Origin of the sequence: Streptomyces sp. NPDC002328 (assembly GCF_042890065.1) — a bacterium.
GTDB lineage: Bacteria > Actinomycetota > Actinomycetes > Streptomycetales > Streptomycetaceae > Streptomyces.
In genome coordinates this window covers 83,680-101,829 of sequence record NZ_JBIARQ010000007.1, presented here as the reverse complement: position 1 = coordinate 101,829, position 18,150 = coordinate 83,680, and the positions used below count along the sequence as shown (strand labels likewise).

General features: G+C 73.7%; 16 protein-coding genes and 6 tRNA genes. 13 read left to right on the top strand and 9 right to left on the bottom strand.

All coding sequences use genetic code 11. The features are described from left to right. Window positions 1-45 precede the first annotated feature (45 nt). From cobT to ACFYX4_RS19825, 3 genes are all read left to right on the top strand, one after another. Window positions 46-4,122, top strand: a complete 4,077-nt coding sequence (gene cobT / locus ACFYX4_RS19835) for a nicotinate-nucleotide--dimethylbenzimidazole phosphoribosyltransferase (protein WP_389334476.1) — start codon at window positions 46-48, stop codon at window positions 4,120-4,122. A 198-nt stretch (window positions 4,123-4,320) separates the two neighbouring features. Beyond that, window positions 4,321-5,562: a uroporphyrinogen-III C-methyltransferase gene (gene cobA, locus ACFYX4_RS19830; RefSeq protein ID WP_389334473.1), complete on the top strand. Its 1,242-nt coding sequence runs from the start codon at window positions 4,321-4,323 to the stop codon at window positions 5,560-5,562. Between the two features lie 97 nt (window positions 5,563-5,659). Further along, window positions 5,660-6,478: a TrmH family RNA methyltransferase gene (locus ACFYX4_RS19825; RefSeq protein ID WP_389334470.1), complete on the top strand. Its 819-nt coding sequence runs from the start codon at window positions 5,660-5,662 to the stop codon at window positions 6,476-6,478. 12 nt (window positions 6,479-6,490) lie between these two features. Here ACFYX4_RS19825 and ACFYX4_RS19820 read toward each other — a convergent pair whose 3' ends face one another. Further along, window positions 6,491-7,858, bottom strand: coding sequence for a protein kinase (locus ACFYX4_RS19820; RefSeq protein WP_389334467.1), 1,368 nt, complete (start codon window positions 7,856-7,858; stop codon window positions 6,491-6,493). A gap of 618 nt (window positions 7,859-8,476) precedes the next feature. Between ACFYX4_RS19820 and ACFYX4_RS19815 the strand changes: the two genes are divergently transcribed. The 3 genes from ACFYX4_RS19815 (at window position 8,477) to ACFYX4_RS19805 (ending at window position 10,386) form a co-directional block, all read left to right on the top strand. Continuing rightward, window positions 8,477-8,656 (top strand): hypothetical protein, encoded by a 180-nt coding sequence (locus ACFYX4_RS19815; RefSeq protein WP_352344700.1) that lies wholly within the window; start codon window positions 8,477-8,479, stop codon window positions 8,654-8,656. Window positions 8,657-9,021: 365 nt separating this feature from the next. Beyond that, the gene (locus tag ACFYX4_RS19810; protein ID WP_389334464.1) at window positions 9,022-9,999 is read left to right on the top strand and encodes a phosphotransferase family protein; all 978 of its coding nucleotides are present in this window, start codon (window positions 9,022-9,024) and stop codon (window positions 9,997-9,999) included. A gap of 81 nt (window positions 10,000-10,080) precedes the next feature. Then, the gene (locus tag ACFYX4_RS19805) at window positions 10,081-10,386 is read left to right on the top strand and encodes a zf-TFIIB domain-containing protein (RefSeq protein WP_389334461.1); all 306 of its coding nucleotides are present in this window, start codon (window positions 10,081-10,083) and stop codon (window positions 10,384-10,386) included. Window positions 10,387-10,466: 80 nt separating this feature from the next. Here the strand turns inward: ACFYX4_RS19805 and ACFYX4_RS19800 are convergent. The 5 genes from ACFYX4_RS19800 to ACFYX4_RS19780 all read right to left on the bottom strand — a co-directional run bounded on the left by ACFYX4_RS19800 (window position 10,467) and on the right by ACFYX4_RS19780 (window position 10,923). Beyond that, window positions 10,467-10,538: transfer RNA gene (locus ACFYX4_RS19800), tRNA-Val, on the bottom strand. A gap of 34 nt (window positions 10,539-10,572) precedes the next feature. Beyond that, window positions 10,573-10,644 (bottom strand) — tRNA-Val (locus ACFYX4_RS19795). An 18-nt stretch (window positions 10,645-10,662) separates the two neighbouring features. Continuing rightward, window positions 10,663-10,734: transfer RNA gene (locus ACFYX4_RS19790), tRNA-Val, on the bottom strand. A 1-nt stretch (window position 10,735) separates the two neighbouring features. Then, window positions 10,736-10,809: transfer RNA gene (locus ACFYX4_RS19785), tRNA-Cys, on the bottom strand. A 41-nt stretch (window positions 10,810-10,850) separates the two neighbouring features. Continuing rightward, window positions 10,851-10,923: transfer RNA gene (locus ACFYX4_RS19780), tRNA-Gly, on the bottom strand. 166 nt (window positions 10,924-11,089) lie between these two features. Here ACFYX4_RS19780 and ACFYX4_RS19775 point away from each other — a divergent pair. From ACFYX4_RS19775 to ACFYX4_RS19765, 3 genes are all read left to right on the top strand, one after another. Further along, complete coding sequence (locus tag ACFYX4_RS19775) at window positions 11,090-12,139, top strand: chorismate-binding protein (protein ID WP_389334458.1); 1,050 nt, start codon at window positions 11,090-11,092, stop codon at window positions 12,137-12,139. An 11-nt stretch (window positions 12,140-12,150) separates the two neighbouring features. After that, window positions 12,151-12,972, top strand: a complete 822-nt coding sequence (locus ACFYX4_RS19770; RefSeq protein WP_389334455.1) for an aminotransferase class IV — start codon at window positions 12,151-12,153, stop codon at window positions 12,970-12,972. 104 nt (window positions 12,973-13,076) lie between these two features. After that, window positions 13,077-13,901, top strand: a complete 825-nt coding sequence (locus ACFYX4_RS19765) for a GNAT family N-acetyltransferase (RefSeq protein ID WP_389334452.1) — start codon at window positions 13,077-13,079, stop codon at window positions 13,899-13,901. Window positions 13,902-14,030: 129 nt separating this feature from the next. Here ACFYX4_RS19765 and ACFYX4_RS19760 read toward each other — a convergent pair whose 3' ends face one another. Then, window positions 14,031-14,588 (bottom strand): DsbA family protein, encoded by a 558-nt coding sequence (locus tag ACFYX4_RS19760; protein WP_389334449.1) that lies wholly within the window; start codon window positions 14,586-14,588, stop codon window positions 14,031-14,033. Between the two features lie 247 nt (window positions 14,589-14,835). Between ACFYX4_RS19760 and ACFYX4_RS19755 the strand changes: the two genes are divergently transcribed. After that, complete coding sequence (locus ACFYX4_RS19755) at window positions 14,836-15,279, top strand: hypothetical protein (RefSeq protein WP_389334446.1); 444 nt, start codon at window positions 14,836-14,838, stop codon at window positions 15,277-15,279. Between the two features lie 45 nt (window positions 15,280-15,324). Then, window positions 15,325-15,582, top strand: coding sequence for a hypothetical protein (locus ACFYX4_RS19750; RefSeq protein ID WP_389335235.1), 258 nt, complete (start codon window positions 15,325-15,327; stop codon window positions 15,580-15,582). 96 nt (window positions 15,583-15,678) lie between these two features. Here ACFYX4_RS19750 and ACFYX4_RS19745 read toward each other — a convergent pair whose 3' ends face one another. Beyond that, window positions 15,679-16,239 carry a CGNR zinc finger domain-containing protein gene (locus ACFYX4_RS19745; RefSeq protein ID WP_389334443.1) on the bottom strand — a complete coding sequence of 187 codons (561 nt, stop codon included), beginning with the start codon at window positions 16,237-16,239 and terminating at the stop codon, window positions 15,679-15,681. Between the two features lie 210 nt (window positions 16,240-16,449). Then, window positions 16,450-16,863, bottom strand: a complete 414-nt coding sequence (locus ACFYX4_RS19740) for an SsgA family sporulation/cell division regulator (RefSeq protein ID WP_004002642.1) — start codon at window positions 16,861-16,863, stop codon at window positions 16,450-16,452. 191 nt (window positions 16,864-17,054) lie between these two features. On the opposite strand from ACFYX4_RS19740, the gene ACFYX4_RS19735 reads away from it, so the two are divergent. Continuing rightward, window positions 17,055-17,513, top strand: a complete 459-nt coding sequence (locus tag ACFYX4_RS19735; protein WP_389334440.1) for a TIGR02611 family protein — start codon at window positions 17,055-17,057, stop codon at window positions 17,511-17,513. An 88-nt stretch (window positions 17,514-17,601) separates the two neighbouring features. Beyond that, a tRNA-Val gene (locus tag ACFYX4_RS19730) sits at window positions 17,602-17,673 on the top strand. Window positions 17,674-18,150: the final 477 nt, after the last annotated feature.

Below are 18,150 nucleotides of genomic sequence, written 5' to 3'. Positions count from 1 at the left end.
GGTGAGCTGGTCGTAGGAGCACTAACCGATGGGCGAGGGGTACGCATGACCGACACCGGCCAGGTCCCGGGCGAGGGACTGCCGGAGACCGCAGGCACGGCGGAGCAGCCGGGCGTCTCCACGTCCGGCGCGTACGCCTACCTCTCCGAGACCACCGCCGAGGACGAAGACCTGTTGCTGCTGCCGGGCGCCCAGAGCGCCTGGGGCAACGAGGTCGCGCCGCCCGCGCCCGAGCCGGTGGTCGAGGCCGTGCACGAGCCCGGCCCGCACGAGATCTCCGGCCGCGACAGCGGCTCGGTCGACCTCAGCGCCGTACGCCTGCCCGGCCCGACGCCCGCCGCCCAGGCGGCCCCCCGCCGTCCCCTGCACCTCGGCCCGGTCATCCCCGACGCCTCCGCCAGCCCGGTCCGCTCCCTCGCCGACCGCGGCCCCGCCGGCGCGCCCGTCCGCCACCCGGCCGCGGCTGCGGCCGTGCCCGCGCCCGCTCCCGGCCCCGAGTACCTCGACGCCGCGCCCGTGCGGGCCACGTCCCCGCAGGGCGCGGCCCCGTGGGGCGCCCAGGCGACCGCGGTCGCGGCCCCGGCCCCCGCCCAGGCGCCGGCTCAGGCCCAGCCCGAGCCGGTGGGCGTGGCGCAGGCGGCCGTGGCCCGGGTGGCCACGGAGGCGATCGCGGCGACCGGGGCTCCGCAGGGGGCGGAGGACTCGGAGGGCGTGCCGGCCGAACAGCCTGCTGAGCAGGTCGGACAGGCTGCCGTGCAGGAGGAACAGCCTGCCGTGCAGGCGGAGCAGGCTGAGCAGGTGGCTGAGCAGGCGGCGGGCGGCGGGGTCACCGCGTCCGTCTCCGTCTCGGTTCCGGCGTCCGCTCCCGTCTCCGTCCCGGCGTCCGTGCCCGCGCCGGTCGCCGTGGAGACGGAGGCTCCGGAGGCCGTGGTGAAGCCCGAGGGCGCGCCCTCGGAGGAGCCCGCCGCAGGTCCGGAGGCCGTGGGGAGGGCCGAACCGGTCTGGGGCGATCCGGTCGCGGCCGAGCCCGCCCAGGGCTCCGAGGCGATCGTGCCGGACGCCGTTCCGGAGGCCCCGGAGGTCCCGGAGGCCGTCGTGGCCCCTGAGGTGCCCGCCGTCGAGGTGCCCGAGGCGGTCGCCGACGCGCCTGCGGCGGAGGTGGCCGCCGAGGTCCCCGCATCCGCGCCCGCGCCCGAGAGCGCCCCCGAGGCCGTCGCCGTACCGGAAGCGGTGGAAGCACCCGAGACGCCCGAGGCACCCGAGACGCCGGCGGAGCCCGAGCCCGCCCAAGCCGCCGAACTCGCCCAGGCCGCCGAACCTGTTGAGGCTGCCGAGGCCGCCCTCGCGACCGAGCCCGTCCAGGCTCCCGAGGCGGCGACGGCAACCGTGGAGGAGCCCGAAGCGTTCGTTTCGGAGACCGAGCCGGTCACCCCCGAGTCGGAGCCGGTCACCCCCGAGCCCGAGTCGGTCGTTTCCGCGCCCGAGCCGGTCGCCCACGAGGCCGAGCCGGTCGTCCCTGAACCCGAAGTCGCCGCCGCCGAGCCTGAAGCGGTCGCCCCCGAGGCCGAGGCCGTCTCCGACGAGGCTGAAGCGGTCACGTCCGCTCCCGAAACGGTCGACCCCGCCACGGAAGAGGTCGTCCCGGTCCCGGAAGTGGTCCCTCCCGCACCCGAAACGGTCATCGAACCGGAGTCGACCGTCGAAGCCCCTGCCCCCGCTCCCGTACCCGCGCAGGAGCCGCTCGTCGAGGCAGAGGCAGAGGCAGAGGCAGAGGCAGCCCCGGTCGAGGCGCCCTCCGCGGCGACGGCGCCCTCGGCGCTCGACACCCTCTACCCGAAGCCCGCCGCCACGGCGTCCGCGGAGGAGCAGCCCGCCGCCCCGCACCCGGAGCACACGCACGCGACGCCCGCCCCCGTCGACCAGATCGCGGACCCGGCGTCTCACACCCCGGACGCCTCGGCCCCCGCGACGCCCGCGCCGGAACCCACGCACGCGCCCGCGCCCATGCAGGACGTGCAGGAGCCCGAAGCCGCGGCCACCCCCGCCGACGCCCCCCTGGACCCCCAACTGCCCCACCCGCAGAGCGACTTCCCGCCGGCCGAGGGCGCGGACGGGCAGGTCTCGCAGGTCTCGGAGCCCCACGCGCCCGTCGCCCAGGCCCCCGAGCCGCAGCCCCTCGACCCCGCGACCGAGCCTCCCGTCGTGACGGTCCCCGCCCCCCGCGCGGCCGACGCCGCCACCGCCCCGGCCACCCCGGAAGCGGAGCCCCGCATGGAACACCAGCCCGACCCGAACGTCGCACAGAACCCGGACGACCTGGACACCATGGCCGCCGACCAGGACGACCTCGACACCCCGGCCCCCGTCGAAGGACCCCGGCAGCCCACCGGCCCCGCCGCCCCCGCCTACGACGACGCCGAGCGCGAGGCCGTGCTGAAGGTCATGCGCGAACGCCGTGACATCCGCAACGGCTTCCGCAGCGACCCCATCCCGCACGAGGTGCTGCTGCGCGTCCTGGAGGCCGCGCACACCGCGCCCTCCGTCGGCCACTCGCAGCCCTGGGACTTCGTCGTCATCCGCTCCGCCGACACCCGCCGCGCCATGCACGAACTGGCCCAGCGCCAGCGCGACGCGTACGCGAAGTCGCTGCCCAAGGGCCGGGCGAAGCAGTTCAAGGAACTGAAGATCGAGGCCATCCTCGACACCCCGGTGAACATCGTCGTCACCGCCGACCCGACCCGCGGCGGCCGTCACACCCTGGGCCGGCACACCCAGCCGCAGATGGCCCCGTACTCCTCCGCGCTGGCGGTCGAGAACCTCTGGCTCGCCGCCCGCGCCGAGGGCCTCGGCGTCGGCTGGGTCAGCTTCTTCGACGAGCGCGAGATGGTCCGCGCGCTGGACCTGCCCGAGCACCTGGAAGTCGTCGCGTACCTCTGCGTGGGCTACGTCGACGAGTTCCCGGAGGAGCCCGAGCTGATGCAGGCCGGCTGGGCCAAGCGCCGCCCGCTGTCGTGGGTCGTCCACGAGGAGACGTACGGCCGTCGCGCGCTGCCCGGCGAGGACCCGCACGACCTGCTCGCGGAGACCGTCGCCAGCGTCCGCCCGCTGGACGCCAAGGCGCTCGGCGAGGCCTGGGAGCGGCAGAAGCGCATGACCAAGCCGGCCGGCGCGCTCGGCATGCTGGAGATCATCTCCGCCCAGCTGTCCGGCCTGTCCCGGCAGTGCCCGCCGCCGATCCCGGAGCCCGCGGCCGTCGCGATCTTCGCCGGCGACCACGGTGTGCACGCCCAGGGCGTCACTCCCTGGCCGCAGGAGGTGACGGCCCAGATGGTCGCCAACTTCCTCGGCGGCGGCGCGGTCTGCAACGCCTTCGCGACCCAGGTGGGCGCCGAGGTCTGCGTCGTCGACGTCGGCGTGGCGACCGACCTGCCCGCCACCCCCGGGCTGCTGCCCCGCAAGGTCCGCGCGGGCACGTCCGACATGACCACCGGCCCCGCGATGACCCGCGAGGAGGTCAAGCAGGCCATCGAGGTGGGCATCGAGACGGCCCGCGACCTGGTCGCGGCCGGCAACAAGGCGCTGCTCACGGGTGAGATGGGCATCGCCAACACGACCGCCTCCGCCGCCCTCATCGCCGTCTTCACCGGCGCGGACCCGGCCGAGGTCACCGGCCGCGGCACCGGCATCAACGACGAGACCCTCGCCCGCAAGACCGAGGTCGTCCGCCGCGCCCTGGAACTGCACCAGCCGGACCCGGCCGACCCCATCGGCGTCCTCGCGGCCGTCGGCGGCTTCGAGCACGCGGCGATGGTCGGCCTCCTGCTGGGCGGCGCCTCCCTCCGCACGCCGGTGATCCTGGACGGCGTCAGCGCCGGCGCCGCCGCCCTGGTGGCCCGCGCCATCGCCCCCGAGGTCCTCGCGGCCTGCATCGCCGGCCACCGCAGCGCCGAACCGGGCCATGTGGCCGCCCTCAACAAGCTCGGCCTGCGCCCCCTGGTCGACCTCGACCTCCGCCTCGGCGAGGGCACCGGCGCCCTCCTGGCCCTCCCCCTGGTCCAGAGCACGGCCCGGGCGATGCACGAGGTGGCGACGTTCGACTCGGCAGGAGTGACCGAGAAGTAGCCCACACGGCTGGGGGCAGGCGTTCCGCAGGGCTGAGGGGCCTCGACACGGCAGCAGGACGGTGCCGGGGCCCCTTTTCCACGCCCTGGTGCCCCCGGCACCGATGCCCAGCCACCGGACCCGGATCCGCCGTACCCGCCCCGCAGCATAAAATCCGCACGTCAGGGCAACGCACCGCCGTAAAGGAAGCCGCACCTCATGGCCGAACACCCCGCCTACCCCGTAGGCCTCCGCCTCACCGGCCGCAGGGTCGTCGTCCTCGGCGGCGGCCAGGTGGCCCAGCGCCGCCTCCCCGCCCTCATCGCGGCCGGCGCGGACATCCACCTCTTCTCGCCCTCGGCGACCCCCTCCGTCGAAGCCATGGCGGACGCGGGCGAGCTCACCTGGCACAGGCGCCGCTACGCCGACGGCGACCTCACGAACGCCTGGTACGCCCTGATCGCCACCAGCGACCCGGAGGCGAACACCCGGGCCTCCGCCGAGGCGGAGGCGCACCGCGTCTGGTGCGTCCGCTCCGACGACGCCGACGCGGCCACGGCCTGGACCCCGGCCACCGGTCACAGCGCGGGCGTCACCGTCGCCGTCCTCACCACGGACGCGCGCGTCCGCGACCCCCGCCGCACGGCGGCCATCCGCGACGCGGTGGTCGAGGCACTGCGCGACGGCACTCTGGTCGCCCCCCACCACCGCACCCGCACCCCCGGCGTCTCCCTCGTCGGCGGCGGCCCCGGGGACCCGGACCTGATCACCGTCCGCGGTCGCCGCCTCCTCGCCGAGGCGGACGTCGTCATCGCCGACCGCCTCGGTCCGCGCGACCTCCTCGCCGAACTCCCGTCCCACGTCGAGGTGATCGACGCGGCGAAGATCCCCTACGGCCGTTTCATGGCCCAGGAGGCGATCAACAACGCGCTGATCGAGCACGCCAAGCAGGGCAAGTCGGTCGTGCGCCTCAAGGGCGGCGACCCGTACGTCTTCGGCCGGGGCATGGAGGAACTCCAGGCGCTCGCCGAGGCGGGCATCGCCTGCACGGTCGTCCCGGGCATCTCCAGCTCCATCTCGGTCCCGGGCGCGGCCGGCATCCCGGTCACCCACCGGGGGGTCGCCCATGAGTTCACCGTGGTCAGCGGCCATGTCGCCCCCGACGACGACCGCTCCCTCGTCGACTGGTCCTCGCTCGCGAAGCTGACCGGCACGCTCGTGATCCTCATGGGCGTCGACAAGATCGGGAAGATCGCGGAGACGCTCGTCGCGCACGGCAAGTCCGCCGACACCCCCGTCGCCCTCGTCCAGGAGGGCACGACCGCCGCCCAGCGCCGCGTCGACGCGACCCTCGCGACGGTCGCCGAGCGGGTCCGCGCCGAGAACGTGAAGCCCCCGGCGGTCATCGTGATCGGCCCGGTCGTCGCCGTCGGCCGGCAGACGAACGCGACCCGGCCGTAGCACGACCTGGCCGTAAGACGACCCGGCCGTAACCCCGGGTAACAGAACCTGTACCGAGCCGTTGGCACCACACCCAGGACAAGGCAGTATCACCCCTGTGGCCGATCTCATCACCGTCGAGGACCCCGCCGACCCGCGCCTGCGCGACTACACCGGCCTGACCGACGTCGAACTGCGCCGCAGGCGTGAGCCAGCCGAGGGCCTGTTCATCGCCGAGGGCGAGAAGGTCATCCGACGCGCCAAGGAAGCCGGCTACGAGATGCGCTCCATGCTGCTCTCCGCCAAGTGGGTCGACGTCATGCGCGACGTCATCGACGAACTCCCCGCCCCGGTCTACGCCGTCAGCCCCGACCTCGCCGAACGCGTCACCGGCTACCACGTCCACCGCGGCGCGCTCGCCTCCATGCAGCGCAAGCCGCTGCCCACGGCCGCCGAACTCCTGCGCAGCGCCCGCCGGGTCGTGATCATGGAATCGGTGAACGACCACACCAACATCGGCGCGATCTTCCGCTCGGCCGCCGCCCTCGGCATGGACGCCGTCCTGCTCTCCCCGGACTGCGCCGACCCCCTGTACCGGCGCAGCGTGAAGGTCTCCATGGGTGCGGTCTTCTCCGTGCCGTACGCCCGTCTCGACACCTGGCCCAAGGGCCTGGACTCGGTCCGCGAGGCGGGCTTCACGCTCCTCGCGCTCACCCCGGACGAGAAGGCCCGCAGCCTCGACGAGGCCGCCCCGCACACCATGGACCGGGTGGCCCTCATGCTCGGCGCGGAGGGCGACGGCCTGTCCACGCAGGCCCTGGTCGCGGCCGACGAATGGGTCCGCATCCCCATGTCCCACGGCGTGGACTCGCTCAACGTGGGCGCGGCGGCCGCGGTCGCCTTCTACGCGGTGGCCACGGGCCGCCCCAGCCCGTAGAACTCCACCCGCCTACTGCTGTCGCGGCGGCTGCTGCTGTGCCTGCCGCTGATCCCGTACGACGCCGTCGCCGCCCCCGAGTCCCTGGGCCGGCCCCTGGCAGCCCTGCACGAGGGCGATGCCCAGGGCCACCAGCAGCGTCACGACGACGAAGACGAACAGCCGCTGGCGCAGCAGCCGGGGGTTGGCGGGACGCCGGCCGGTGCCCGTGGGTCTCGGCCCCGGCCGCCCGGAACCGCCCCGAGGCGCGGGCCGACTGCCGCTGCCGGGACGGCTGTTGCGCTTCGCCGGAGTGTTCCGCGGCGCGGGCGTGGGACGGGCCCCGGGCCGGGAAGACGGCCCCCCGCCGCCCCGCGGGACGCCCCCGCCCCGCGGCGCGGGCGTCCCGCCACGCGAGGGCACCGGCCCGCGCGGGGACGACGACCCTCCCCGCGGCGGAGGCGTGCCGGGCTGGCGCAGCGCGCGCTCCGGATAGGTGCTGTCCATGAGCCGCCCCGTCGGCCGGTCGGCCTCGGCGGCCCGCGGCACGGGAGGCCGCGTGTCGGCCAGGCCCTGCGCCTCCCGAGCCGCGATCTCCTTCAGCCGCAGGGAGAGGTCGAGCGTGCTGGGCCGCTCCTCGGGATCCTTCGCGAGACAGGCCCGGATCAGCGGGGCGAGGGCGTCCGGGACGCCGTACAGATGGGGCTCCTCGTGCACCACCCGGTACAGCATCACCTCGGAACTGCCGTGCCCGAAGGGGGAGTCGGCGGTCGAGGCGTACGCGAGCGTGGCCCCGAGCGAGAACACGTCGGTCGCCGGGGTGACCATCGCGCCCCGCACCTGCTCGGGCGCGAGGAAGCCGGGGGAGCCGACCGCCGTGCCGACGTGCGTGAGCGTCGAGGCCCCCGTCGCCCAGGCGATGCCGAAGTCGATGATCCGCGGGCCCTTGGGGGAGAGCAGGATGTTCGACGGCTTCAGGTCCCGGTGCACGACCCCGGCCTCGTGGACCGCGACGAGCCCCTCCGACAGCGCGGCCCCGATCGCCGCGAGCTCCGCGGCCCCGAGCGGGCCCTCGTCGTTGATCTTGTCGTGGAGGGAGGGGCCGGGCACGTACTGGGTGGCGAACCACGGCCGGTCGGCGTCCAGGTCGGCCGCGACCAGCCGGGCCGTGCACCCGCCCCTGATCCGCCGCGCCGCCGAGACCTCCCGCGCGAACCGCGACCGGAACTCCTGGTCCTCCGCGAGATCGGGCCGGATCACCTTCAGCGCGACCCGCTGCCCCTTCTTGTCGGAGCCCAGGTAGACGACGCCCATCCCGCCCGCGCCGAGCCGTCGGTGAAGCTTGAACGAGCCGACGACGCGCGGGTCCTCGCGCCTCAGGCGCATCATCGCCATGTTCATCCCCGCTGCCCGGTCCGTGTGACGTGGCACAGCTTACGTTTCCACGGCCGTCCGCGCGCAGAGGCCGCGCCCTCTCCCTCCGATCGATTGTCAGTGCCCGACGGGAGAGGTGAAGAGTGGTCAGGGAGCCAGACAACAGGCGTGCCTTACCGCCCCATCGACCCCAACCACCTCCCGGTGACGGGGGATTGGACCCGCGAAGGGCGACCGGCCGGAGACGCTCGTCGGCGCCGGCGACCCGACCCGGACGGACGAGCCGGCAGCGAGCGGAGCGGGCCGCCGGACGGAGACGGCGGTGCGCCCGGGGGTGGTGGAAGTGAGCGAAGTCACCCCCTGGGCTCGCCCCCGCCTTCCGGCCGGCGGGGAGGGGAGATACCGGCCCGGACCGGGCACCCCCTCCGGGAAGACCCCGAGACCTGGGTCTCCGTCTCCACCCAGGGGAGTACACCGCAGGTCACGGCTCATCCTCCGGGAGGCCCGGCAATCGGTACGAGGGCATGACGTGCCGCGTCCGCCGCGCGCCTAGATTTGAGGTCAAGCGGCGGGTGCAGCACTCGTCCCCCGAGGTCAGACACCCGCCGCTGTCGACCACAACGGAGAACGGTCAGGAGAGGGACCATGGCCCACACGGCACCGCGGACGCACTTCCGCACCAGACCCCGCCGCACGGGCCGTCGCCACCCCTTGGTGGCGACGCTCATGGCCCTCCCCCTGGCCGCACTGCTCCTCGTCGTCTTCGACGGCTGGGAGACAGTGGCCACACAGGCGTCGTCCGTGGGCGTGATGCTGGGGCGCTGAGCGGCGACCCCAGGCCCGGAAGAGCGGTCCGGGCGGGGACATCCACCCATGAAACCCCGTGGGGACGGGGGTACGGCGGACGGCAAATAATGCCGGCGCAGCTGGGGAGCTGCGCCGGCATTGCCATACCCACCGCGTAGCTGCGCGGGCAGCACCCTCCCGCCGCGCAGCTGTTGGCAGCGCCCCATGCCGCGTTAGCTGCGGGCAGTCGTGCCGCTGGGGCGGCACGGGTGGGGCGCAGCGGCACCCCGCGACGCCGGGCCACGCGCCCCACCCCCGGCCCGCACCGACCCCGGGCACCTGACGCACCGACCCCGCTGCCCCCTGCGTACCCTCGCGGAGCAGACCCGCACCCAGGGAGCCCCGTGACCGTCACCCCCCTCCTGACCGCTCTCACCCGACAAGCCACGACAGAAGCCCACTCCCGCACGACAACCACGTGCCCCTGCGGCGCAGCCACCCTCGCGGACCGCCCCGACGCCACCGTCGTACGCCACGCCGACACCGTCGCCAAAGCGCACGCCCCCGGCACCACCCCCACCGACCTCACCCCCCGCCTCACCACCGCCGCCCGCCTCCCCGACGTCCTCCTCCCCCCGCTCACCCCCACCCCGATCCCCCTCCACGACCGCCTCGTCACCCTCTGGCCGTACGGCAGCCCCGTGAACCCCGACGACCCGGACGCCGCCCCCTGGGAAGAAGCCGCCACCCTCCTCGCCCGCCTCCACCGCACCCCCGCCCCGCATCCCGTCCCCCCGATGCGAGGTCCGGCCAAGGCCGCCCAGGCGATCACCCGCCTCGAAAAGGCCACCGCCACGACCACCACACACCACCCCGCCGCCGCCCCCGTCCTGCGAGCCTGGTCCACCCTCCCCGCCTGGGCCCGCGCGGCAGCCCCCATGCCCGACACCACCACCCTCTGCCACGGCGACCTCCACCTCGGCCAGCTCGTCCGCCACCCCGCCCCCGACGGCCCCTGGCGTCTCATCGACGTGGACGACCTCGGCACCGGCGTCCCCGCCTGGGACCTCGCCCGCCCCGCCGCCTGGTACGCCTGCGGCCTCCTCCCGCCCGAGGACTGGACCCGCTTCCTCACCGCCTACCGCGCCGCGCACGGCCCCGCCGTCCCCGCCGACGGCGACCCCTGGCCCGCCCTGGACGTGCCCGCCCGCGCGCTCACCGTCCAGACCGCCGCCCGCGCCCTCACCAAGGCCCTCGCGCAGAACCGACCTCTGGACGAGGTGGAGCAGGCGCTCGTCGACGCCTGCGCCCGCATGAGTTCCGTACCGCCCGCCGTATCCCGTTCCGTACCTTCCCAGTTGCCGTCAAGCTCGGCGAAGTAGGGTGCAACCGACCGCAGCCGGACAGTGTCTGTCCTGGCGATACGTGAAGCAGGACCGACCGGCGAGGAGTTGAGCCGAATCATGCAGTGTCCGAAGTGTCACGCCCCGATGCACACGTACAACCGCAACGGCGTCCAGATCGAGCAGTGCGCGAACTGCCGCGGGATCTTCCTCGACTACGGCGAGCTGGAGGCGCTGACCCGTATGGAGTCGCAGTGGTCCCAGCCGGGCCCGCCGCCCCCGCCCGCCCCCCAGGCCTACCCGGCCGCGCCGCAGGCCCCGCACGCCCCCGCCTGGGGAGCCCCGCACGGCGGCCATGGCGGCCACGGCGGTCATTACGGGCACAAGCGCAACAAGGGCTTCGGCCACATGCTCTTCTCCAGCTGACCCGCCGGTCCGGCAGGCCCGCCGGGCACGGGCACGACGAAGCCCCCGGCCGTGAAGACGGCCGGGGGCTCCGGTGCGTGTGGACGATACTGGGATTGAACCAGTGACCTCTTCCGTGTCAGGGAAGCGCTCTCCCGCTGAGCTAATCGTCCTCGGGAACACGGCCCGAGGGGCCGCGGTACTGCGTGCGCGATACTGGGATTGAACCAGTGACCTCTTCCGTGTCAGGGAAGCGCTCTCCCGCTGAGCTAATCGCGCGGGGATCCGAAGATCCAGTGGACGATACTGGGATTGAACCAGTGACCTCTTCCGTGTCAGGGAAGCGCTCTCCCGCTGAGCTAATCGTCCTTGGAGGTGGAGACGGGATTTGAACCCGTGTAGACGGCTTTGCAGGCCGTTGCCTCGCCTCTCGGCCACTCCACCAGGAGTGCGGGGGTTCGGGAAGATCCCCCACCGTTCCTGCGAGCGGACGACCAGGTTCGAACTGGCGACCTCAACCTTGGCAAGGTTGCGCTCTACCAACTGAGCTACGTCCGCTTGTCGTTTCGGTCCGCTCTCACGGCCCGGCGACGTGTTGAACTCTAGCGGATTCCTGGGCCAGCACAAAAACGCGTTTGTGCAGCGTGCTGCGCTGAGTCCCGCGGAAGACCTGCTCAGGCCTCACCGGACGGCCGGCCCGGACACCCGTCCTAGACTCGTCACTGTGCCCGAACTCCCCCCTCTCGCCCGTTTCGGCGACCGAACAGCCACCGGCCTCCTCGACGTCACCGACGATCCGGCGGCCCTGGACTCCGCCGGTTTCTGGGCCGTGTGCGCCGACTTCGAAGGCCGTCTGACGTGCGCTCGCTTCGCGGAGACAAGGGTGGCGCCGGTGCCCGCGCCGAGGCCGGGGGAGTGGCGGGGCCCCGCCGCCGGTGACTGGACGTCGTCCCTCGACCGCGCCGCGTACACGGCCGGAGTGCGCCGCATCCGCGAGCACATCGCCGCGGGCACGGTGTACCAGGCGAACCTCTGCCGCGTCCTGTCCGCCCCCGTCCCGGCCGGCGCCGACGTGGACGCGCTGACCGCGCTGCTCGCCCAGGGCAACCCGGCGCCGTACGCGGGAACGATCCGACTCCCCGGGCACGGCGTGGAGATCGCCACCGCCTCCCCCGAGCTCTTCCTGCGCCGCGACGGGCGGATCGTCGAGTCCGGGCCGATCAAGGGCACCGGGCGCACCGAGGCCGACCTCCTCGACAAGGACCACGCCGAGAACGTCATGATCGTGGACCTCGTCCGCAACGACATCGGCCGCGTCTGCGCCACCGGCAGCGTGACCGTCCCCGACCTGTGCGCCGTGGAGAAGCACCCGGGCCTCGTCCACCTCGTCTCGACGGTCCGCGGCGAGCTCCGCGCGGACGCCGGCTGGCCCGAACTCCTCGACGCCGCCTTCCCGCCCGGCTCCGTCACCGGCGCCCCCAAGTCCAGCGCCCTGCGGATCATCGACGAACTGGAGACCGCGCCCCGCGGCCCGTACTGCGGCGGCATCGGCTGGGTCGACGCCGACCGGGGCACGGGCGAGCTCGCCGTCGGTATCCGCACCTTCTGGATCGACCGCGCCGAGGGCGCGCTCCGTTTCGGCACCGGCGCCGGCATCACCTGGGGCTCGGACCCCGAGGCGGAGTGGGAGGAGACCGAGCTGAAGGCGTCCCGGCTGCTCGCGATAGCGTCGGGAACGTACGAAGCGGACGGCAGGACTCCGACGTATCGGTGAGGTGGAGAGCAGTGAAGCTTTGGCTCGACGGAGGGCTCCAGGACATCGGGACCGCCCGCGTCTCAGTCCTCGACCACGGGCTGACCGTGGGCGACGGCGTCTTCGAGACGGTGAAGGCGGTGAACGGCACGACGTTCGCGCTGACCCGGCACCTCGACCGGCTGACCCGCTCCGCGCGCGGCCTCGGCCTGCCCGACCCCGACCTCGACGAGGTCCGCCGCGCCTGCGCCGCCGTCCTCGACGCCGTCCCCGTGCCGCTCGGCCGCCTGCGCATCACCTACACGGGCGGCCTCGGCCCCCTCGGCTCCGACCGCGGCGACCACGGCCCGACCCTCGTCGTCGCCGTAGGGGAGGCCGCCCGCCGCCCCGACTCCACGGCCGTGATCACCGTCCCCTGGACCCGCAACGAGCGCGGCGCCCTCACCGGCCTGAAGACGACCTCGTACGCCGAGAACGTCGTCGCCCTGGCCCGCGCGCACGAACAGGGCGCGTCCGAGGCGCTGTTCGGCAACACCGTCGGCCGGCTCTGCGAGGGCACCGGGTCGAACGTCTTCGTCGTCCTGGACGGCGAGATCCACACCCCGCCGCTCGCCTCCGGCTGCCTCGCGGGCATCACGCGCGCGTTGGCCGTCGAGTGGACCGGCGCCAAGGAGACCGACCTGCCGCTGGACGTCCTGGAGCGCGCCGACGAGGTCTTCCTGACCTCCACCCTGCGCGACGTCCAGTCCGTGCACCGCGTCGACGACCGCGAACTGCCGGGCACGGCGGGGCCGGTGACCGCCAAGGCGATGCGGATCTTCGACGAGCGCGCGGGCGACGACCTCGACCCGTAAGGGCTCCCGACCTGTGCGGGCTTCCGACCCGTCAGGGCTCCCGACCTGTAAGGGCCGGTAAAAAAGGGCTGACTTCGGCCCGTACGGCGGGTAGAAACCCCCTGATGACCACGACCCTGCGGCCGACCGAGCCGCTCCAGCGCGCCGCAGACGGGGCGTTGTCCCGTCACTACCAGGTGTGCGTGAACGGCCGCCCGGTCGGCGCGGTGCACCTGTCCACCCACCCCGCGTTCGGACCGGCCGTCGCCCGCGTCGACGATCTGCGCGTCGACGAGGCCGACCGCGGACGCGGCCGGGGCACGGTCGCCGCGCTCGCCGCCGAGGAGGTGGCGCGCGGCTGGGGCTGCCGGGGGATCGAGATCCGGGTCCCCGCCGCGGCCGGGGCCGCCCTGCGCCTGGCCACCGCCCTCGGGTACGTCCACCGCAACCGCGGCATGGAGAAGCCTCTCGGCGCGGTGGCCCCCGAACTGCCGCCCGGCACCCGGGCCAGGCCCCTGACCGAGGCCGAGTTCGGGCCGTGGCGGCAGCACGGCGTCGAGGAGTTCGCCGAGTGCTGGAGCACCCGCGGCGTCGCCCCGGACGAGGCCCGCGCCCGCGCGGAGAGCGACACCGACCACCTCCTGCCGGACGGCCGGGACACCGCGAACACACGGATCAGCGTCCTGGAACACGAGGGCTCCCGTGTCGGCGTGCTCTGGCTGGCCCTCCACGAGGACCGGGCGTACGTGTACGACGTCGAGACCGACGAGGCCTGCCGCGGCCGGGGCCACGGCCGCTCGCTGATGCTGCTGGCCGAGATCCAGGCGATCGCGGCGGGCAAGCCGGTCATCGGCCTCAACGTCTTCGCGGACAACGCTCCCGCCGAGCGGCTCTACGAGTCGCTGGGGTACGTCCCGGTCGGCTACTCGATGTACAAGAGCCTGCTCTGAGCGCGTCCCCGCGGGGCTTCGCGGTGCCGTGTGGTGACGGGGGGTGCCGTGTGGTGACGGCGAGTGAGTGCCGTGTGGTGCCGGGTGTGCCGTGTGGTGCCGTGGGGTGGCTTGAAGCCTTGAGCGTTGTCAGCCCCGTTCGGCCTCGGCCAGCAGCCGGTCCGCGATCTCCTCGATGCGCTCGCGCAGCCCCTCCTGGCTCTTGCCGCCGTCGAGGCGCTCGCCGCCGATGACATAGGTGGGGGTGCCCGTGACGCCGATGGCCTTGCCCTCGGCCTGGTCGGCGTCGACGATCAGGATGTGCCGGCCGTCGATGAGCGCGGTGTCGAACTCCTCGGCGTCCAGGCCGAGTTCCCGGGCGGCCTCGATCAGGAACGGCTCGCCCGCACGGTCCAGCTCCTCGACCCGGCCGAGGACCGCCTCGACGTACGCCCATCCCTGTCCCTGCTCCGCGGCCTCCTCGGCGGCCTGCGCGGCGGCGAAGGCGTGCTTGTGCTTCTCCAGCGGGAAGTGCCGCAACCGCAGCTCCAGCCGGTCGCCGTAGCGCTCGCGCAGGGCGCGAAGATCGCCGAGCGCGCCGCGGCAGTCCGAGCACTGCAACTCGCACCACACGTCGAGGACGACGGCGGGACGGGCGGAACCGGACGCCGACGCGGAGGGGGCGGGGGAGGGAGAGGAGTCGCTCATGCCGTCAGTCTCCCAGCCCACCCGCTCCGCTCGCACCACGCGGGCCGGTGACCGTGGGATCCGCGCGGCCCGGACCGGCACCTGCGGAGGAGACGACCCCGAGGCGACCCGGAGATGTCCCTGATGTCCGTCCGTGGCATGGCCCAAGACCATTGCGCAGGTGCAGGATGGAAGGGACGAAGCGCCGCCCGTGCCGCGGCGCCGAGCCGCTCGACCCTGCCCGATTGTGCCGCGTCTGGAGGACCGGATGATTGCCGAGACCGTCTGTTCCGCCGCAGCCGCGGCCGGCCTGGGCATCGCCGCGGTCACGGCGTACCGCAGGCGTTTCCTCACGGCGGCCCGTATCGCCGCCTACGCCCTCGTGCCGCTCGGCCTCGTGCTGACCGGCGTCGTGGAGTGGGCCGCCGACACCGCCTTCAGCCCCACCGCCTGGCTGGGCTTCGGTCTGCTCGGCGGGGCCTGGGCCCTCTTCGTGACGACACGTGCCGTGGAGCGCCGCCGGGGCGGCACCCGCAAGGAGCGCAAGGCGGCGGCGCGGTCCGAGCGGGGCGGGGCCGTGGCCCCCGCCGCATCGGCGCCCTCCCTTGGCCAGTCCTCCCGCCCGGCCTCCCGGCCCACCGCCGCACCGCGCGCGACCGCCACCGACGACTTCAGCGACATCGAGGCCATCCTCAAGAAGCACGGCATATGAAGAACGGCGGCTGAAGCGACACAGTCGAGCCGCACGCGCGCGTAAGTGATCACGGCCGGAAACCGACGTCACGGATTCCGGCGAACTCCCGCCCAATCCGAGCGTGTTGATCGCGCGCTGTACCGGGCCTGCGTCATCATCGCCCGCGAGATGCTGGACACGACACAGAGCGACGCCGCGCCGCCTCAGGACGAGCCGCGCGGGTGCCTCTTCGCCCTTTCCCAGCCACCGCTGATGATCTTCCTAGCGGTGATCGGGTGTCTGCTGCTCATTGCTTCGCTGCACGACCTGCTGCTGCTCTGAGCCGTACCCGCGGTCCCCGGCGTCACCCGCCGGGGCCGCGTCGGCACCAACCGGACGACCGCGAGAACCCCCGGAGCTGTGGCCCGGCGGGCGCTCTCAGCCCGCGGCCTCCTTGCGGCGCGCCCGGTAGGCGGCCACATGCAGGCGGTTTCCGCAGGTGCGGCTGTCGCAGTACCGGCGGGAGCGGTTGCGGGAGAGGTCCACGAAGGCGCGCCGGCAGTCCGGAGCCTCGCAGCGGCGCAGCCGTTCCTGCTCACCGGCCACTACGAAGAAGGCCAGCGCCATCCCGCAGTCGGCGGCGAGATGGTCGGCGATCGAGGCGCCCGGCGCGAAGTAGTGCACATGCCAGTCGTAGCCGTCGTGGTCGGTGAGCCGTGGGGTGGTGCCCGCGGCGGCGACGAGCTCGTTGATCAGTCCGGCGGCGACCCGGGCGTCCGAGGCGGCGAAGACTCTCGCGAACCGCCCGCGGACCTTGCGCACGGCGGAGAGGTCGAACTCGGACAGCACGCCCACATCGCTGATCTCGTGCTTTCGTACGAAATCAGCGAGGGTCGCCACGTCCGGCAGTCCGTCCGGGCTGGTGTCGTCCTCCGGTGCGGTGTTCACCAGATCCACCACGGCATCGAGCGCGCACCGGGTGTCGTGGGTGATCAGCACGTTTCGCTCCCTGGCCTGGGGGACGGGCGGGCGCCCGCCGATGCTGGCCGATGGTAGCCGCTCGGCCCGGCGAGGTGACCCGGCCGAGCGCGCCGGCGCCGCTCCACGGGTTACCCATGGAGCGGCGCCGGAGCTTGCCCTATGCGGTTGTCCGCGCCCGAGCCGTCTCCCCGAGTGGACGGCGTCGGGCAGCTCTGCGGGAGCCCCGTCCTAGCTTTCCGCCAGGATGTGCGAGAGCTCCTGATCGAGATCGAAGTGACGGTGCTCCGTGCCGGGGGGCACGGCCGCGTCGGTTCGCTTCAGGAAGGATTCCAGGGCCCGCGCCGGGGCCTCGAGCAGGGCCTCCCCCTCAGGGGAGCTCAGGGCGATGCAGACGACGCCCTGACCGTGACTGCGCGACGGCCAGACGCGGACGTCGCCGGTGCCCGTGGGCCGGTGCAGGCCCTCCGCGAGGAGGTCGCGGGCGAACACCCACTCGACGGTCTCCTCGGCTCCGGTGTGGAAGGTGGCGTGCACGGCGTAGGGGTCGGCCGTGTCGTACCGCAGGCCTGCGGGGACAGGCAGGGAGGACTCGCTCGACACAACGAGGCGCAGGTGCAGCTCGCAGCTGACCGTGGTGTTCATAAGCGCCAGGGCCTTTCGCTCAGTGTGCGCTCGGGGATTCGCACGTCGGCGAAATCGACATGCCACCTACGGTGCCGTTGTAAACCCCTCTGCGTGTTTTGCGTGCGTTTACGTAACTCTTCCGGCCGAGAGAGCGTTCGCGAAGTACCACCATTACGGTGACCGGAATCTCTCGGGTAGGGTTTGGCCGTATGAATACGGGGAGTGACGAGCCGGGCGAGGTTGCCATGGCGGCGGACGACGCGAGGACGGGCGAGGCGGAGGAGCGGCACGAGCAGGGGCTCGGCTCCCGGGCGCCCGAGTTCATCAAGGCCCGACGCATACTGCATCTGAGCTGGCAGGTCGGGATCTTCGTGGTCGGCCTGGCGGTCGTGATCGCCGGCATCATCATGCTCCCGCTGCCCGGACCGGGCTGGGTCGTGATCTTCGGCGGCATGGCGATCTGGGCGACCGAGTTCGTCTGGGCCCAGTTGGTGCTGCGCTGGACCAAGCGCAAGGTCACCGAGGCCACCCAGCGCGCCCTCGACCCCAAGGTCCGCAAGCGCAACATCATCCTGACCTCGATCGGCCTCGTGATCATCGGCGCGATTCTGGGCTTCTACCTGTGGAAGTTCGGCTTCGAGATGCCGTGGAACATCAAGAACCAGTGATCCACGGGGCGCCCTCCCGGGAGCCTCGACCGCGGTCCGGGCCGGTGACACCCACCCCCTGACATGGGGTAATGTTCTCCCTGCGCCCGGGCGATTAGCTCAGTGGGAGAGCGCTTCGTTCACACCGAAGAGGTCACTGGTTCGAACCCAGTATCGCCCACCCGGAACGACGGCCCGTCTGCGACTACGCAGACGGGCCGCCGCCGTACCCGCCGAACGTGCGCCCACGCGGCACGATGACGGCACCACCGACGGCCCTGCCCCCCTCGGGCTGAGCGCCGACAATGCCGCAAGGCGCGAGGCGCATCCAGGGCAACGCCGCGCGCGGGCGGGAGCGTCTGTGGGGCCGGGGTCGGGGTCGGGGCCGGGGCCGGGGCTGGGACTCGGGCTCGCCTTGGCATCGGGTTGGAGGCTTGGGCCGCGGGCTTCGGTCTGGGCGGGTGCTGGGCCGGGGTCGGGACTCGGGCTGGGCCTCGCCTTGCGATCGGGCCGGAAGCTTGGGCGGGGTGCTTGGGCCGGGGCTGAGCGCTGGGTACTGGATGCGGGGCGCGGTCCTGGAGACCTGAGTCGCCATCCCGGCCGACCGACGGCCGACAGGCCGACGCGCAAATGCTGCGGCATGCTGGGTGTGGCAGGC

Excerpts from the sequence above, each read along its gene's own strand:
- cobT (WP_389334476.1), top strand. The coding sequence starts at position 46 with ATGACCGACACCGGCCAGGTCCCGGGCGAGGGACTGCCGGAGACCGCA.
- cobA (WP_389334473.1), top strand. The coding sequence starts at position 4,321 with ATGGCCGAACACCCCGCCTACCCCGTAGGCCTCCGCCTCACCGGCCGC.
- ACFYX4_RS19820 (WP_389334467.1), bottom strand. The coding sequence starts at position 7,858 with ATGAACATGGCGATGATGCGCCTGAGGCGCGAGGACCCGCGCGTCGTC.
- ACFYX4_RS19815 (WP_352344700.1), top strand. The coding sequence starts at position 8,477 with ATGGCCCACACGGCACCGCGGACGCACTTCCGCACCAGACCCCGCCGC.
- ACFYX4_RS19805 (WP_389334461.1), top strand. The coding sequence starts at position 10,081 with ATGCAGTGTCCGAAGTGTCACGCCCCGATGCACACGTACAACCGCAAC.
- ACFYX4_RS19765 (WP_389334452.1), top strand. The coding sequence starts at position 13,077 with ATGACCACGACCCTGCGGCCGACCGAGCCGCTCCAGCGCGCCGCAGAC.
- ACFYX4_RS19760 (WP_389334449.1), bottom strand. The coding sequence starts at position 14,588 with ATGAGCGACTCCTCTCCCTCCCCCGCCCCCTCCGCGTCGGCGTCCGGT.
- ACFYX4_RS19755 (WP_389334446.1), top strand. The coding sequence starts at position 14,836 with ATGATTGCCGAGACCGTCTGTTCCGCCGCAGCCGCGGCCGGCCTGGGC.
- ACFYX4_RS19740 (WP_004002642.1), bottom strand. The coding sequence starts at position 16,863 with ATGAACACCACGGTCAGCTGCGAGCTGCACCTGCGCCTCGTTGTGTCG.
- ACFYX4_RS19735 (WP_389334440.1), top strand. The coding sequence starts at position 17,055 with ATGAATACGGGGAGTGACGAGCCGGGCGAGGTTGCCATGGCGGCGGAC.